We start from the raw sequence: 14,941 nt of genomic DNA, 5'->3' as shown, positions 1-14,941 counted from the left end.
CGCTCAGACCTGGTCGGCCAGCTCCAGCCAGGCCATCTCCAGCTCCTCCTTCTCCTCGCGCACCTTGCGCAGCTGCCCGTCCAGCTCGGCGACCTTGGAGAAGTCGGCGGCGTGCTCGGCGAGTTGGGTGTGCAGCTTGGACTCCTGCTGGTCGAGCTTGGCGATCTGCCGCTCCAGCTTCTGCATCTCCTTCTTGGCGGCCCGCAGGTCGCCCGCCGACAGGCCGGCGGCGTCCGCGGCGGCGGCCGGGACCTGGGCGGCGGCAGCGGCCGCGGCGGCCTCGGCCATCGCGGTGCGGCGCTCCAGGTACTCGTCGACGCCGTTCGGCAGCATCCGCATCCGGCGGTCGCCGAGCAGCGCGTAGCAGGTGTCGGTGGTGCGCTCGATGAAGAACCGGTCGTGGCTGATCACCACCATCGAGCCGGGCCAGCCGTCGAGCAGGTCCTCCAGCTGGTTGAGGGTCTCGATGTCGAGGTCGTTGGTGGGCTCGTCGAGGAACAGCACGTTCGGCTCGTCCATCAGCAGCCGGAGCAGCTGGAGCCGGCGGCGCTCGCCGCCGGACAGGTCGCCGACCGGCGTCCACTGCTTGTCCTTGCCGAAGCCGAACTGCTCGCACAGCTGCCCGGCGCTCATCTCCCGGCCCTTGCCGAGGTCGACCCGGCCGCGGACCTGCTCGACGGCCTGCAGGACGCGGGTGGTCGGGTCGAGTTCGGCGATCTCCTGCGAGAGGTAGGCCAGGCGGACGGTCTTGCCGACCTTGACCACGCCGCCGGCCGGCTGCACGTCGCCCTCGGTGGCGTACGCGGCCTGCATGGCGCGCAGCAGCGAGGTCTTGCCGGCGCCGTTGACGCCGAGCAGGCCGATCCGGTCGCCCGGGCCGAGCTGCCAGGTGAGGTGCTCCATCAGCAGCTTGTCGCCGGCCTTGACGGTCACGTCCTCCAGGTCGAAGACGGTGCGGCCGAGGCGGGCGTTGGCGAACTTCATCAGCTCGGACTTGTCGCGCGGCTCCGGCACGTCCGCGATCAGCGCGTTCGCGGCCTCGATCCGGTAGCGCGGCTTGGAGGTGCGGGCGGGGGCGCCGCGGCGCAGCCAGGCCAGCTCCTTGCGGGCCAGGTTCTGCCGCTTCTGCTCCTCGGTGGCCTCGATCCGGGAGCGCTCGGCGCGGGCGAACACGTAGTCCGAGTAGCCGCCCTCGTACTCGCGGACCTCGCCGCGCTGGACGTCCCACATCCGGGTGCAGACCTGGTCGAGGAACCACCGGTCGTGGGTGACGCAGACCAGTGCGGAGCGGCGGTTCTGCAGGTGCTTGGCGAGCCAGGCGATGCCCTCGACGTCGAGGTGGTTGGTGGGCTCGTCCAGCACGACCAGGTCGGGTTCGCCGAGCAGCAGCTTGGCGAGCGCGATCCGGCGGCGCTCGCCGCCGGAGAGCGGGCCGATCACGGTGTCCAGGCCGTTCGGGAAGCCCGGCAGGTCGAGGCCGCCGAACAGGCCCTGGATGATGTCGCGGATCCGGGCGTCGCCCAGCCACTCGTGGTCGGCCCGGTCGGCGATCACCTCGTGCCGGATGGTGGCCTCCGGGTCCAGCGAGTCGTGCTGGGTGAGCACCGCCATCTGCAGGCCGCCGGAGTGGGTGACCCGCCCGGTGTCGGGCTCCTCCAGCCCCGCCAGGATCCGGATCAGCGTCGTCTTGCCGTCGCCGTTGCGGCCCACCACGCCGATCCGGTCGCCCTCGCTGACGCCGAGGCTGACCCCGTCCAGCAGGGCCCTGGTGCCGTACACCTTGGTGACGGACTCGATGGTGGCGAGGTTGACGGCCACGAAGCTGCACTCCTGAGGAAGGGGGGTGGAACGACTGCCCAGCCTAGTGCCGTGCGCGTCCCGGGTTCCGCCTCACCGGGCCTGGTCCAGCAACGCCCGCTGCTCGGCGGTGAGTTCCAGGTCGAGTGCGGCCAGGCTCTCGTTCAGCTGGGCCACCGAGGAGGCCCCGACCAGCGGGATCGCCGGGAGTTCGCCGCCGAGCAGCCAGGCCAGCACGACCTGGTTGCGGGTGGCGCCGGTCTCGCGCGCCACGGTGTCGAGCGCGGCGAGGCGGGCCGGGGTGCCGGCGTGGTCGAAGGACGGGCCGAGCGGCTTGTCGGCGCGGACGTAGCCGCCGCCGAGCAGCGGGGAGTACGCGACCAGGGTCAGCTCGGGGCTCTCCTTGAGGTAGGTGATCAGGTCGCCCTGGACGGCGGCCTGGTCGCCGTCCGCGCAGGTCAGCCCGGGCAGGTCGCCGCGGCGGCGCAGGTAGCTGTGCCCGTACTGGAGCACCTCGTACCCCGGGAGCCCGGCCTGCGCCGCGATGTTCCGGGCCCGCTCGACCCGCCACGACCAGTGGTTGGAGACGCCGAGCAGGCCGACCGTCCCCTCGTTCACCAGCTCGCCGAAGGCGTGCACCGTCTCGGCGAGCGGCACCGTCCGGTCCTCGATGTGCGCGTACAGCAGGTCGAGCTTGTCGACGCCGAGCCGCTTCCGGCTGGCCTCCGAGGAGGTCCGGACCACCTCGGCCGAGAGCCCCTCGCCGTTCTCGACGAACCCGGTGCCGGGGGCCTTCGGGCGGGCGCCCAGCTTGGTGGCGATCACCACCTCGTCGGTGATGCCGCGGCTGGCCCGCCAGCGGCCGATCACCTCTTCGCTGATGCCGCCCTGGCCGCCGTCCTGCCAGTACGCGTAGTTGTTGGCGGTGTCGATGAACGTGCCGCCCGCCTCGACGTAGCGGTCCAGCACCGCGAACGAGGTCGCCTCGTCCGTGAGCGTGCCGAACAGCATCGCCCCCAGGCTGAGCACGCTGACCTCACGACGGGTGCGCGGATCGGTTCCGATGGTGCGCTTGCGCATGGCCGGGATTCCCCTCGTCTCCGCGGCCCGCTCGGTGCGGGCCGCGGTCACGAGTCTGGAACCCGGAGCGCGCTCCAGGTCAAGCAGAGGTATGGACCACCTGCGCGCCCGGGACCGGGCCGTGGGTGGCGTGGGCGGTGCGGCAGGTGCCGGAGGCGCGGAGGGCGGCGGCGAGCTGGGCGGCGGCGTCGGCGTCCTTGGCGAGGAAGGCGCAGGTGGGACCGGAGCCGGAGACCAGGGCGGCCAGGGCGCCCGCCTCGGTGCCCGCGTGCAGGGTGTCGGCGAGGGCCGGGCGGAGCGAGACGGCGGCGGCCTGCAGGTCGTTGGCGAGGGCGGCGGCCAGCGCGACGGGGTCGCCGTCGGCGAGGGCGGCGAGCAGGGCGGGGTCGGCGTCGGGGTCCGGAATGTCGGCGGCGGACGACCCGAGGCCGGCTTCTTCCCGCAGACGGTCGCACTCGCGGTAGACGGCCGGGGTGGAGAGCCCGCCGTCGGCGACCGCGAACACCCAGTGGAAGGTGCCGGAGACCGGCAGCGGCTCCAGCAGCTCGCCGCGGCCGCGGCCCAGCGCGACGCCGCCGAGCAGGGCGAACGGGACGTCGGAGCCGAGGTCGGCGGCGAGGTCGAGGAGGGTGGCGAACGGGGTGTCCAGGCCCCACAGCGCGTCGCAGGCGAGCAGCGCGGCGGCGCCGTCCGCGCTGCCGCCGGCCATGCCGCCGGCCACCGGGATCGCCTTGTCGATGTGCAGGTGCACGCCGGGGTCGGCGAGGCCGTGGTGGGCGGCGAGCAGCCGGGCGGCGCGGGCGGCCAGGTTGCTGTCGTCGAGCGGGACGGCGTCCGCGTCGGGGCCGGAGCAGCTGAGCGTGACGCCCGGGCCCGGGGTGGCGGTGACCTGGTCGCCGAGGGCGACGGCGAAGAAGACGTTGGCGAGGTCGTGGTAGCCGTCGGGGCGGACCCCGCCGACGCCGAGCTGGACGTTGACCTTGGCGGGGACCCGGACGGTGACCATCACTGCTCCTGGGGCTTCGGCTTGTGCTCGGCGATCGCGGCGAACTGCTCCACCGTCAGCATCTCGCCGCGCAGCGTGTGGTCGATCCCGGCGCCGCGCAACGCCTCCTCGGCGGCGGCGGGCGAGCCGGCCCAGGACGCGAGGGCGGCCCGCAGGGTCTTGCGGCGCTGCGCGAACGCGGCGTCGACGACCGCGAAGACCTCGCGGCGGGTGGCGGTGGTGACCGGCGGGTCGCGGCGGACCAGCGAGACCAGGCCGGAGTCGACGTTGGGCGCGGGCCAGAACACGTTCCGGCCGATCGCCCCGGCGCGCTTCACGTCCGCGTACCAGTTGGCCTTCACCGAGGGCACGCCGTAGACCTTGTTGCCGGGCTTGGCGGCGAGCCGGTCGGCGACCTCGCTCTGCACCATCACCAGGGTGCGCTCGATGCTGGGGAAGTGCTCCAGCATGTGCAGCAGCACCGGGACGGCGACGTTGTACGGCAGGTTCGCCACCAGCGCGGTCGGCGGCGGGCCGGGCAGCTCGGTGACCTCCATCGCGTCGCTGAGCACCAGCTCGAAGCTGTCCGCCTTCGCGGGCATCCGCCCCTTGACGGTGTCCGGCAGGTGCCGGGCCAGCACCGGGTCGATCTCCACCGCCGTGACGTGCCGCGCCACCTCCAGCAGCGCCAGCGTCAGCGACCCGAGCCCCGGCCCGACCTCGACCACCGCGTCCTGTTCCGTCACCCCCGCCGCCCGGACGATCCGCCGGACGGTGTTCCCGTCGATGACGAAGTTCTGCCCGCGCTGCTTGGTCGGCTTCACGCCGAACGCCTCGGCCAGCGCACGGATGTCGGCGGCTCCCAGCAGGTGGCCGTCGGAGGTGGGTTCGGTGGTGCTCACCCGCCAAGGATACGGGTCAGCGCTTGACGAGCCGCTTCAGATCGATCTCGACGGGGAACGGCAGCTCGGTGCGGAGCGACCCTTCGTGCACGGTGACGGGGAGGTACACGCCCTGCTCCGGGTCGAGCCGGAACTCGTGCACGACGGGAACGTCGTCCTCACCGCGCTCGACGCGCCAGTAGGACGGGACGCCCTTCTCCGCGTACAGGCCGGGCTTGGTGAACCGGTCGGCCACCCGTGAACCGGGAGAGACCACCTCGACGGCCAGGACCACCGACGCCACCGGGGTGCACGCCAGCTCGGAGACCTCCAGGCCGGTTTCGTCGAACACCATGACGTCGGGCAGGACGACGTTGTGCTCGTCCAGCAGGACGGCCCGCTCCACGTTCGCGTCGTAGGGCTCGCCACTCGCTGCGAGCAGTTGCACGAGCAGACGGTCACGCACTCGGTCGTGCCACCACAGCGTCTGTCCCTTGACCACGATCGCTCCGTCCACCAGTTCCCACTTGAACGGCAGATCGAGCTCATTGACCTGGTCAAACGTCCAGCCGCTGGCCGGCGGGTACACCCAGTCGATCGGTTCGGCGGTCATCTCAGCCTCCTCGCTGCCTCCATGCTAACGAGCGGGCCCGTCACCGGGATGCGCTCAGTAGCCGAAGGCGCGGGCGGTGTTGGCGGCGATCGCCGTGGCCAGTTCGTCCTCGCCAAGGGCCAGGTGGGCCGCCATCGCCCGCAGCGTGACCGGGATCAGGTACGGGGCGTTGGGGCGGCCGCGGTAGGGGTGGGGGGTGAGGAAGGGGGCGTCGGTCTCGATCAGGACGCGGTCGAGGGGGGTGGCGGTGAGGGCTTCGCGCAGGGGGTGGTTGGCCTTGTAGGTGACGGGGCCGGCGAAGGAGAGGTACCAGCCGTGTTCGGCGCAGGTGCGGGCCATCGCGGCGTCGCCGGAGTAGCAGTGGAAGACGGTGCGTTCGGGGGCGCCCTCTTCGAGGAGGACGGCGATGACGTCCTCGTGGGCGTCGCGGTCGTGGATGACCAGGGCCTTGCCGTGCCGCTTGGCGATCTCGATGTGGCGGCGGAAGGACTCCTTCTGCAGGTCGACGCCCTCGGGGCCGGTGCGGAAGTAGTCGAGGCCGGTCTCGCCGACGGCGCGGACGTGCGGGAGGGCGGCGAGGCGGTCGATCTCGGCGAGGGCCTCCTCCAGGGCCTTCTGGCCGCCGGGGGTGCGGCGCTGCCCGGACCACCCGTCGGGGTCGCCGAGGAAGATCCGCGGGGCCTCGTTGGGGTGCAGGGCGACGGCGGCGTGCACCTGCTCGAACTCGGCGGCCAGCGCGGCCGCCCACTGCGAGCCGGGGACGTCGCAGCCGACCTGGACGACGGTGGTGACGCCGACCGAGGCGGCCCGGGTCAGGCCCTCGGCGGGGGTGCCGGACTGCATGTCGAGGTGGGTGTGCGAGTCGGCGACGGGGACCGCGAGCGGCTCGGGGAGCGGCGGCGGGGTGGACCGGTCGTCGTTCTTCTTGCCCGCCATCGGGAGGCTGCCTTCGCTGTCGGGGTCGGGGGGCCGGCCGCCGTCCGGGTCTGCGTGGTCGTCCTCGGCGGCCGCCGTACCCGGGAATCCTAGTCCGGCGCGGGGCCGCCCCGGTCGGGGCGGCCCGGGGCGGCCGGGGCGGGGGTCAGCCGGTGCGGTGGAACCGGGCGAGCCAGCGGCGGCGGGCCCGCAGTCCGGGCGGCTCGGGCGGGCCCTCGGTTTCGGCGGCCGGGCGGCCGGGGGCGGTCAGGGCGGCCAGGTCGGCGACCCGGCCGGCCCGCATGATCCGGACGCGCTCGCCGCCGCAGCCCGGGCAGACCAGTTCGCGCAGCGGCGAGGGCACCCGGACCCCGTTCGCCTTGTACTGCACCACGGTGTGGCCGTCGCGGCCGACGTGGTGCTCGATGTCGTACGCCTGCTCCCAGCCGTAGCCGCAGTTGAGGCAGGCGAAGGAGTAGGCCTCGCGGACCGTCTCCACGGCGGTGCGCGGCCTGCTGGCCACGCCGAGGCCACTGGGTTCTCCGCCGTTCCGGGGGCTGTCGATCGTGTCGCTCATGCGCCACCTCGCTTCGCTCGGAGCCCGGCGCCGGACCTGGGGTCCGGTGCGGGTCTTTCCATCCCAGGGAATGCCCGGGAGGCTCCGTCCGATGCCCGGCTTGCCAAGTCTTGGTCCCGAATTGGCCCTCCGCTGGGGTGCTCATTCCAACGTACGCGCGAATCCGGCCATTGTCGTACAAGTCGGCCGGGAGATCGGAGCGGGACGGTGTCCGGGCAGGTCAGGGCGCGTGCTTGGCGGCCACCACGGCGTCGAAGACGATCGACTTCCGCAGGCCCAGCTCGACCGCGACCGCCGCGATGGCCTCCTTGCGGCGCTCCCCGGCGGCCTCCCGGGCGGCGACCAGCCGGGCCAGCTCGGCCGGGCCGACCTCCTCGGGGGCGGCGGGCGGGGCGCCGGCCACCACCACGGTGATCTCGCCCCGGACGCCGTCGGCCGCCCACTCGGCGAGTTCGCCGAGCGGGCCGCGCCGGACCTCCTCGTAGGTCTTGGTGAGTTCCCGGCAGACCGCGGCGGGACGGTCGGCGCCGAACGCCTCGGCCATCGCGGCCAGCGTCTCGGCGATCCGGTGCGGGGCCTCGAAGAACACCATGGTGCGCGGCTCGGCGGCGACCTGGGCGAGCTGCCGGGAGCGGTCGCCGGCCTTGCGGGGCAGGAAGCCCTCGAAGGTGAACCGGTCGACCGGCAGCGCGGACAGCGCCAGCGCCGTCAGCACCGCGGACGGGCCGGGCACCGCCGTCACCTTGATCCCGGCGGCCACCGCGGCGTCCACCAGCCGGTAGCCGGGGTCGGACACCGAGGGCATGCCGGCGTCGGTGACCAGCAGCACCCGGGAGCCGTCCAGCAGCGCGGCGACCAGCTCGGGGGTGCGGCCGACCTCGTTGCCCTCGAAGTAGGAGACCACCCGGCCGGTGGGGACCACGCCGAGGGCCTGGGTCAGCCGGCGCAGCCGCCGGGTGTCCTCGGCCGCGATCACGTCGGCCCCGGCCAGTTCGGCGCGCAGTCGGGGCGGCGCGTCCTCGACGTCGCCGATGGGGGTACCTGCCAGTACGAGAACACCAGTCACGGCACCATCCTCCCCTACCCGGAGCGGTCCTGGGCAGGACGGACGCGCCCCGGCCCGGTCCGGTCCGGTGGGTGCCCCTTGTGACTTCCGCCATTGCCCCTACGATGTGGCCGTGAACGGCGACATGGAGAGTGGTATGGACCACCCCGAGCGGGGCGGCGTGACCGTGCTGGATTCGGCCGACCCGGCCGCCGTTCCGGCGCCGCGCGCGGAGCCCGGACCGGCCTCCCGGTGGGCCCGCGCCCTGGTCGGCGCTGGCTACCGCGCACCGCACCGCCGGACGCTGGACGAGCAGCTGGTGCCGCCGATGCCGGACGGCCCGGGCGTGACCCCCGCGGTGGTCGAGCCGTCCCCGCTGCTGGCCCGGCTGGGTGTGCGGATTCCCGCGCCGCTCTGGTCCTGGCTGTGCCGCTGGTCCGGCTGGCTCGGCCCGCTGCTGATCGCGGTCTTCGCCGGCGTGCTGCGCTTCGTGAACCTCGGCAACCCGCACGCGCTGATCTTCGACGAGACGTACTACGCCAAGGACGCGTACGCGCTCTGGCAGCTCGGCTACGAGAGCAACTGGTCCGACGACGCCAACGGCCTGATCACCGCGCCCAACCCGGCCGTCCCGCTGCGCACCGATCCCGCGTACGTGGTGCACCCGCCGGTCGGCAAGTGGATCATCGGCCTGGGCGAGCAGCTGTTCCACATGACGCCGTTCGGCTGGCGCTTCATGGTCGCGGTGCTCGGCACCCTGTCGGTGCTGATGATCGCCCGGATCGCCCGCCGGATGTTCCGCTCCACCCTGCTGGGCTGCGTGGCCGGGCTGCTGCTGTCGGTGGACGGCCTGCACTTCGTGCTCAGCCGCACCGCGATCCTCGACCTGATCGTGATGTTCTGGTTCCTCGCCGCGTTCGGCCTGCTGCTGATCGACCGGGACCGCAGCCGGGCGCTGGTCGCCCGCCGGATCGAGCAGGGCCTGGACGGGGGCTGGTGGGTCCTCGGGTGGCGCCCCTACCGGATCGCCGCCGGCGTCTGCCTGGGCCTGATGATGGGCACCAAGTGGAGCGGCGGCCCGGCGATCCTCGCCTTCGTGCTGCTCACCGCCGTCTGGGAGTCCTCGGCCCGCCGCCTGGCCGGCCACGTCCGCCGCACCCTCCCGAACGGCGCCGCCGCGCCCGCCCCGCCCGCCGGGGTGCGCGCCCTGTGGGACGTCTTCTGGTCCGCCCTGACCATCGGCGTCTCCGCGCTCGTCACCTACCTGGTGTCCTGGTCCGGCTGGATCGCCTCCTCCACCGAGCCCGGCAAGGGCGGCTACTACCGCAACTGGGCGACCGGGCGCGGCACCGACTACCCCTGGATCCCGGAGTGGGTGCGCAGCCTGTGGCACTACCACCACGAGGTCTGGGAGTTCCACACCCACCTGCACAGCCCGCACACCTACCAGTCCAACCCGTGGAACTGGCTGGTCCTCGGCCGCCCGGTCTCGTTCTTCTACGAGTCCCCGAAGAACGGCCAGGCCGGCTGCACCACCACCGAGTGCGCCCGCGAGGTGCTGGCGATCGGCACCCCGTTCCTGTGGTGGGCCGGCATCGCCGCGGTGCTCTACTGCCTGTACCGCTGGCTGCTGCGCCGCGACTGGCGGGCCGGCGCGGTGCTGTGCGGCCTGGCCGCCGGGTACCTGCCCTGGTTCATGTACCAGGAGCGCACCATCTTCCTGTTCTACGCGGTCTGCTTCGTCCCGTTCCTGGTGCTGGCCGTGACGATGATGATCGGCGCGATGCTCGGCCCCGCGGACGCCTCCCCCGACCGCCGGCTGGCCGGCGCCACCGGGGCGGGCCTGCTGGTCGCCGCGATCATGTGGAACTTCCTGTACTTCTTCCCGCTGTTCACCGGCGAGACGATCCCGATGCAGGACTGGCGCGCCCGGATGTGGCTCAGCACCTGGATCTGACCCGGCCCGGGCCGGTCGGCGGCCACACCTGTCGACGTGTACCGGAACTGTCACAAAGGGGGGCGTGTCGTGAGTGCACGGATGGTGCCCGTTTATGGTGTCGTGGCCGCTGATTCCGGACGGCCACGACTCACCCTGGGGGACTCCACGTGAACAAGGGCGCGAAGATCGGCATCGCCGCGACCGCCGCGGTGGTGCTCGCCGGCGGCGGCTACGGCGCGTACGCCCTGCTCTCCGGCGGCTCCGGCAAGGCCGAGGCGGCCAAGCCGCGGACCGTGCTGGCCGAGCCCCCCAGCCCCGAACTGGCCGCGTCCGGCGCCAAGGCGTTCCTGGACGCCTGGGCCAAGGGCGACCTGGCCGGCGCCGCGAAGCTCACCGACGACCCGGACCGGGCGCAGGCCGCGCTGCAGGCCTTCCAGGGCTCGGTCAAGCCCAGCGCCGTCCACCTGACGGTCGGCGGCCCCACCACCGCGCCCTCCCCCGGCGCGGCCAAGTCCGCCTCGGCGGCGCCCTCGGGCGCGGCGAGCGCCTCCGCGAGCGCCAGTGCGCCGACCGGGCCGACCGGGGTGCTGGAGAGCTTCAAGGCTTCGCTGGAGTTCGCCGACACCGGCCTCCCGTGGAACTACGACGGCGTGCTCGGCGTGGTCAAGATGAGCGACAACACCGCCGCCGTGCACTGGGCGCCGAGCGTGCTGCACCCCAAGCTGAAGACCGGCCAGAGCCTCTCGGTGAAGCCCGTCTACGCCGCGCCGTCCAGCATCACCGACCGCAACAACAAGCCGCTCGCCGCGTACCCGTCGCTGACCGGCCTGCTCAACCAGCTCAAGTCGGCGGCGCCGCAGGGCGGCAAGCCCGAGGACGCCGGGACCGGCGTGGTGATCACCAACGACGGCGGCACCGGGACGCCCGAGAAGCTCTTCACCATCAAGGAGCCGAAGGCCGTCCCCAACCTGAAGCTCACCCTGGACGCGGACCTGCAGGCCGCCGCCGAGTCGGCGATCTCCGCCCAGGGCAAGCCCTCCTCGCTGGTCGCCGTCGAGCCCAGCACCGGCAACATCCTGGCCTACGCCTTCTCCCCCGCGACCGGCCAGAACCGGGCCTTCTCCGGCGGCACCGCGCCCGGCTCCACCATGAAGATCCTCACCTCGGCGGCCCTGCTGGAGGCCGGCATCACGCCGACCACCCCGATGCCCTGCCCCGAGACCACCATGGTCACCGGACGGTCCGTCACCAACGACGAGCCCGGCGCGCACCCCGACTACACGCTCACGGACGCGTTCGTGAACTCCTGCAACACCTCCTTCATCGAGAAGGGCAAGGACGTCCTCAAGCCGAACTCGCTGCCCTCGATCGCCAAGGACGTGTTCGGCCTCGGGCTGGTCTGGAAGACCGGCCTGTCCAACTTCGACACCGACATCCCGGTCGAGAGCAACATGGCGGGCGCCGCCAGCGAGTTCATCGGCCAGGGCAAGGTGCGCACCAACCCGCTGGCGATGGCCTCGGTCGCCGCGACCGTGCAGTCCGGGGTCTTCCGGCAGCCCGTCCTGGTCCCCGGCATGGACCAGGTGAAGGCCGCCCGCGCGCTCTCCCCGCAGGTCGCCCAGGACCTCCGCACCCTGATGACCAAGACCGTCCAGATCGGCACCGCCTCCGTGGTGAAGCCCGCCCTGCCCGCCGGGTCCGGCGCGAAGACCGGCACCGCCGAGGTCGACAACTCCGCCGACAACAACTCCTGGTTCACCGCCTACTCGGGCAACCTCGCCGTCGCCGCCGAGGTCCAGGGCGGCGGCCACGGCGCGACGGCGGCGGGGCCGGCGGTGTCCAAGCTCCTGCACATCGGCAACAAGTAACCGGGGATTCGGGAGGAACGAACCCGGGTCCCGGGGCACAGTGGGGCCGAGGGGCTGATCGCCGGGGCACAGTGGGGCGCGACGGGGCTTTCGCCGAGGACCTTCGGCCCGCAACGGGGTGGCGCACAGCGGCCCGTCGGACACCAGCCACTCGGCCCCGCCGTTCCCCGGGCCCCTGGAGCTTCGCTCCCGCGAAGCCCCGCGGGCCCGGGACGGAGCTTCGCTCCCCAAAAGCGCTAGGCGCTGAACCTGCGGAGCAGGTTCTCGGTGACGCGGCGGGTGAAGTCGCCCGCGCGGCCGTCGATGTTGTGGATGGCGCCGTTGCCCGCGGGGCCGGTGGCTTCGAGGGACTCGACCCAGCGCATGGTGCCGGTGGCGAAGACCTGGGCTCCGCTGTGGGCGGTGTAGAGGGCGGTGTCGGCGTAGGAGTGGCGGCCTTCGCAGACGACCGGGGAGTGGGCGAGGAGTTCGATGCCGGCGGGGGTGGGGAAGGACGGGTCGACCCGGTCGTACTCGACGCCGACGAGGTGGGGGAAGCTGTCGCCGTTCTTGGCGCCGGTGCCGTCGAGCAGCCAGTGGCCGGGGTTGGTGACCACGTAGGGGGCGTCGACGGGGTAGCCGTCGTAGAGGACGCCGAGCAGCGAGGATTCGGGGTCGGCGGCGGGCGGGGAGCGGAAGTCGGTGGTGGCGGGGTGGCCGGCCCGGTAGCCGGGGTCGTCCTTCCAGGCGCCCTTCCAGCAGACCACGGTGCGGTCGGGGCCGGTCGGTGAGGGCTCGTAGCGGACGCGCCGGTAGCAGCAGTTGGCGCCGAGGAAGGCGAGGTGGGTGCCGGCGTCGCGGGCGGCGGTGACGTGGGCGCGCTGTTCGGGGGACCAGTACTCGTCGTGGCCGGGCGAGAGGAGGGCCTTGGCGCCGTGCAGCAGGGCGGGGTCGGCGGCGAGGTCGATGCCGGTGGTGTACGAGAGCGGGATGCCGAGTCTCTCGGCGAGGGCGAGCAGCGGGGCCTCGTAGACCAGGAAGAGTCCGGCGCCGTCGTCGTACTGGTAGGGGCGGTCGAAGGTGACGGCGAGCGAGCGGGTGGGGAGGCCGCCGGTGGGGCCGTTGTAGAGGTTGTAGCCGCCCCACTCGTTGTAGGCCTGCCAGGTGGCGACGGCGTTGACGAGGACGGTGGTGCCGGCGGTGCCGCGGGAGCGGATCGTCAGCGGGACGTAGCGCTGGCCGGCGCCGCCGTCGGCGTCGAGGCGGAGCAGGTAGCACCCCTCGGGCCAGCCGGTGGTGTCGAGGGTGGTGCTGCGGGGCCAGGCGGTGCTGACGGTGCGGGTCGTCCTCTCGACGGTGAACGGGGCCTGGGCGGTGCCGGGGAGCGGGCCGGACTTCCAGACCTTGCGGGCGCGGGCGCCGCCGTACCAGCCCATCCGGTAGGCGGTGACGGTGAAGCCGGGGGCGGTGGTGGAGACGTGCAGGCCGACGGGTTCGCCGGGCAGGGCGCTGACCCGGTCGGCCCAGCCCTCGATCGCCCGGGCCGGTCCGGCGTCGACGATCCGCCAGTCGGCGTCGCCGGGGCGGGAGTTCTCGGCGACGGCGGCCTGCGCGGAGGCGGGTCCGGAGGCGGGCGCGGGGCCGGGGGTGCCGGTGCCGCCGGGGTGGGCGGGGTGGGCGGGGTGGCCGCCCGGTCCGCAGGCGGTGAGGCCGGCGGCCGCGCCCGCGGCCAGTCCGAGGAAGCGGCGTCGTCCGGTGGCGCCCAATGTCACTCCCGTGTTCGAGCGGTGTTCCCGGCCACCTTAACGACGGTCAGCGGCGCTCCAGCTTCGAGTGCCGGGCGCTGTAGCCGAAGTAGAGGACGGCGGCGAGGGCCAGCGCGACGGCGAAGGCGAGGAAGGTGTCGCGGTGCAGCCTGGTGATCAGGTAGACGCAGAACGCGGCGCTGAGCAGCGGGGTGACGGGGTAGAGCGGGACCTTGAAGCCGCGCGGCAGGTCGGGGCGGGTGCGGCGGAGCACCACGATGCCGACGGACACGGCGGAGAACGCCACCAGGGTGCCCATCGAGGTCATGTCGGCGAGCAGCCGGAGCGGGAAGACCGCGGAGAGCAGGGCGACGGCGGTGCCGACCGCGAGGGTGTTCCGGACCGGGGTGCCGGTGCGCGGCGAGACCTCGGTGAAGAAGGACGGGAGGAGGCCGTCGCGGCCCATCGCGTACAGGATGCGGGTCTGGCCGTAGATCACCACCAGGGTGATCGAGAAGATCGAGACGATCGCGCCGGCGGCGAAGACCAGCGCGGGCCAGCTCTGGCCGGTGACGTCCTCCAGGATCTGGGCGAGGCCGGCCTCCTGGCCGTCGAACCGGTCCCAGGGCTGGGCGCCGACGGCGGTGACCGCGACGGCGACGTAGAGCAGGGTGACGACGGTGAGCGAGATCAGGATGGCGCGCGGGAGGGTGCGGCGCGGGTCGCGGACCTCCTCGCCGGCGGTGGAGACGGCGTCCAGGCCGATGAAGGAGAAGAAGATGGTGGAGGCGGCGGTCTGGACGCCGTCCCAGCCGTTGGGGGCGAAGGGCGTGAAGTTGCCGGCGCTGAAGCCGGTCAGGCCGATCGCGACGAACAGCACCAGGATGGTCAGCTTGATCGCCACCATGACGGCGTTGACCTTGGCGGACTCGCCGATGCCGCGGATCAGCAGGACGGTGACCAGCAGCACCAGGATCACGGCGGGCAGGTTGACCACGCCGCCGTCGCCGGGCGGGGCGGTGAGCGCGGCGGGCAGCCGGACGCCGAACGCGAGGTCGGCGAACCGGTCGAGGTACTGGCCCCAGGTGACGGCGATCGCGGAGGCGGAGACGCCGTACTCCATCAGCAGGCAGACGCCGACGCCGAAGGCGACGCCCTCGCCCATGGTGGCGTAGGCGTACGAGTAGGAGGAGCCGGAGACCGGGATGGCGGAGGCGAGTTCGGCGTAGCAGAGGGCGGTGAGGCCGGCGGTGACGGCGGCGATCACGAAGGAGAGCACGACGGCGGGGCCGGCCTCGGGGACGGAGGTGGTGAGGACGAAGAAGATGCCGGTGCCGACGGTGGCGCCGATGCCGATCGCGGAGAGCTGCCAGAGGCCGATGGAGCGGCGCAGGTGGTCGGCGCCGGTGCCGCCCGCCTCGGCGATCAGGGTGTCGACGGGCTTGCGCCGGAGCAGGCGGGTGGTGCTCATCGGGGTCCTGTTCTCCTGGGGGGGGGACGGGGCTCGGCGGGTGTGC

General features: G+C 73.4%; 12 protein-coding genes. 2 read left to right on the top strand and 10 right to left on the bottom strand.

Annotation, left to right across the window (positions count from 1 at the left end; genetic code table 11):
• Positions 1-3: 3 nt before the first annotated feature.
• The 8 genes from ACIQBJ_RS21440 to rsmI all read right to left on the bottom strand — a co-directional run bounded on the left by ACIQBJ_RS21440 (position 4) and on the right by rsmI (position 7,914).
• On the bottom strand, positions 4-1,818 hold the full coding sequence (locus ACIQBJ_RS21440; RefSeq protein ID WP_400712678.1) for an ABC-F family ATP-binding cassette domain-containing protein: 1,815 nt from the start codon (positions 1,816-1,818) through the stop codon (positions 4-6).
• A 72-nt stretch (positions 1,819-1,890) separates the two neighbouring features.
• Positions 1,891-2,877: an aldo/keto reductase gene (locus tag ACIQBJ_RS21435; RefSeq protein WP_400712675.1), complete on the bottom strand. Its 987-nt coding sequence runs from the start codon at positions 2,875-2,877 to the stop codon at positions 1,891-1,893.
• Between the two features lie 79 nt (positions 2,878-2,956).
• Positions 2,957-3,883, bottom strand: a complete 927-nt coding sequence (locus tag ACIQBJ_RS21430; RefSeq protein ID WP_400712672.1) for a 4-(cytidine 5'-diphospho)-2-C-methyl-D-erythritol kinase — start codon at positions 3,881-3,883, stop codon at positions 2,957-2,959.
• Complete coding sequence (gene rsmA, locus ACIQBJ_RS21425) at positions 3,883-4,764, bottom strand: 16S rRNA (adenine(1518)-N(6)/adenine(1519)-N(6))-dimethyltransferase RsmA (RefSeq protein ID WP_400712669.1); 882 nt, start codon at positions 4,762-4,764, stop codon at positions 3,883-3,885. The genes ACIQBJ_RS21430 and rsmA overlap by 1 nt, the downstream gene beginning before the upstream one ends.
• Positions 4,765-4,780: 16 nt before the next feature.
• Positions 4,781-5,356 carry a Uma2 family endonuclease gene (locus ACIQBJ_RS21420; RefSeq protein WP_400712666.1) on the bottom strand — a complete coding sequence of 192 codons (576 nt, stop codon included), beginning with the start codon at positions 5,354-5,356 and terminating at the stop codon, positions 4,781-4,783.
• Positions 5,357-5,410: 54 nt separating this feature from the next.
• Positions 5,411-6,292 carry a TatD family hydrolase gene (locus tag ACIQBJ_RS21415; protein WP_400712663.1) on the bottom strand — a complete coding sequence of 294 codons (882 nt, stop codon included), beginning with the start codon at positions 6,290-6,292 and terminating at the stop codon, positions 5,411-5,413.
• A 145-nt stretch (positions 6,293-6,437) separates the two neighbouring features.
• On the bottom strand, positions 6,438-6,848 hold the full coding sequence (locus ACIQBJ_RS21410; RefSeq protein WP_400712660.1) for a hypothetical protein: 411 nt from the start codon (positions 6,846-6,848) through the stop codon (positions 6,438-6,440).
• Positions 6,849-7,068: 220 nt separating this feature from the next.
• Positions 7,069-7,914: a 16S rRNA (cytidine(1402)-2'-O)-methyltransferase gene (rsmI, locus tag ACIQBJ_RS21405; protein ID WP_400712657.1), complete on the bottom strand. Its 846-nt coding sequence runs from the start codon at positions 7,912-7,914 to the stop codon at positions 7,069-7,071.
• A 136-nt stretch (positions 7,915-8,050) separates the two neighbouring features.
• Between rsmI and ACIQBJ_RS21400 the strand changes: the two genes are divergently transcribed.
• Positions 8,051-9,850 carry a dolichyl-phosphate-mannose--protein mannosyltransferase gene (locus ACIQBJ_RS21400; RefSeq protein WP_400713578.1) on the top strand — a complete coding sequence of 600 codons (1,800 nt, stop codon included), beginning with the start codon at positions 8,051-8,053 and terminating at the stop codon, positions 9,848-9,850.
• Between the two features lie 149 nt (positions 9,851-9,999).
• Positions 10,000-11,700, top strand: a complete 1,701-nt coding sequence (locus ACIQBJ_RS21395) for a penicillin-binding transpeptidase domain-containing protein (protein ID WP_400712654.1) — start codon at positions 10,000-10,002, stop codon at positions 11,698-11,700.
• A 236-nt stretch (positions 11,701-11,936) separates the two neighbouring features.
• On the opposite strand, the gene ACIQBJ_RS21390 is transcribed toward ACIQBJ_RS21395, so the two are convergent.
• Positions 11,937-13,451: a N,N-dimethylformamidase beta subunit family domain-containing protein gene (locus ACIQBJ_RS21390; protein WP_400712651.1), complete on the bottom strand. Its 1,515-nt coding sequence runs from the start codon at positions 13,449-13,451 to the stop codon at positions 11,937-11,939.
• A gap of 40 nt (positions 13,452-13,491) precedes the next feature.
• Entirely contained in the window at positions 13,492-14,895 is a 1,404-nt protein-coding gene (locus ACIQBJ_RS21385; RefSeq protein ID WP_400712648.1) for an APC family permease, read from the bottom strand.
• Positions 14,896-14,941 lie beyond the last annotated feature (46 nt).

It is taken from the genome of Kitasatospora sp. NPDC088391 (assembly GCF_044753345.1).
GTDB lineage: Bacteria > Actinomycetota > Actinomycetes > Streptomycetales > Streptomycetaceae > Kitasatospora.
The sequence above is the reverse complement of the archived record's forward strand: the minus strand, read 5'-3'. Positions and strand labels throughout refer to the sequence as shown.

Bases quoted from the DNA above. Each gene is read 5' to 3' on its own strand.
- ACIQBJ_RS21385 (WP_400712648.1), bottom strand. From the start codon at position 14,895: ATGAGCACCACCCGCCTGCTCCGGCGCAAGCCCGTCGACACCCTGATC.
- ACIQBJ_RS21415 (WP_400712663.1), bottom strand. From the start codon at position 6,292: ATGGCGGGCAAGAAGAACGACGACCGGTCCACCCCGCCGCCGCTCCCC.
- ACIQBJ_RS21400 (WP_400713578.1), top strand. From the start codon at position 8,051: ATGGACCACCCCGAGCGGGGCGGCGTGACCGTGCTGGATTCGGCCGAC.
- ACIQBJ_RS21410 (WP_400712660.1), bottom strand. From the start codon at position 6,848: ATGAGCGACACGATCGACAGCCCCCGGAACGGCGGAGAACCCAGTGGC.
- ACIQBJ_RS21420 (WP_400712666.1), bottom strand. From the start codon at position 5,356: ATGACCGCCGAACCGATCGACTGGGTGTACCCGCCGGCCAGCGGCTGG.
- ACIQBJ_RS21435 (WP_400712675.1), bottom strand. From the start codon at position 2,877: ATGCGCAAGCGCACCATCGGAACCGATCCGCGCACCCGTCGTGAGGTC.
- ACIQBJ_RS21430 (WP_400712672.1), bottom strand. From the start codon at position 3,883: ATGGTCACCGTCCGGGTCCCCGCCAAGGTCAACGTCCAGCTCGGCGTC.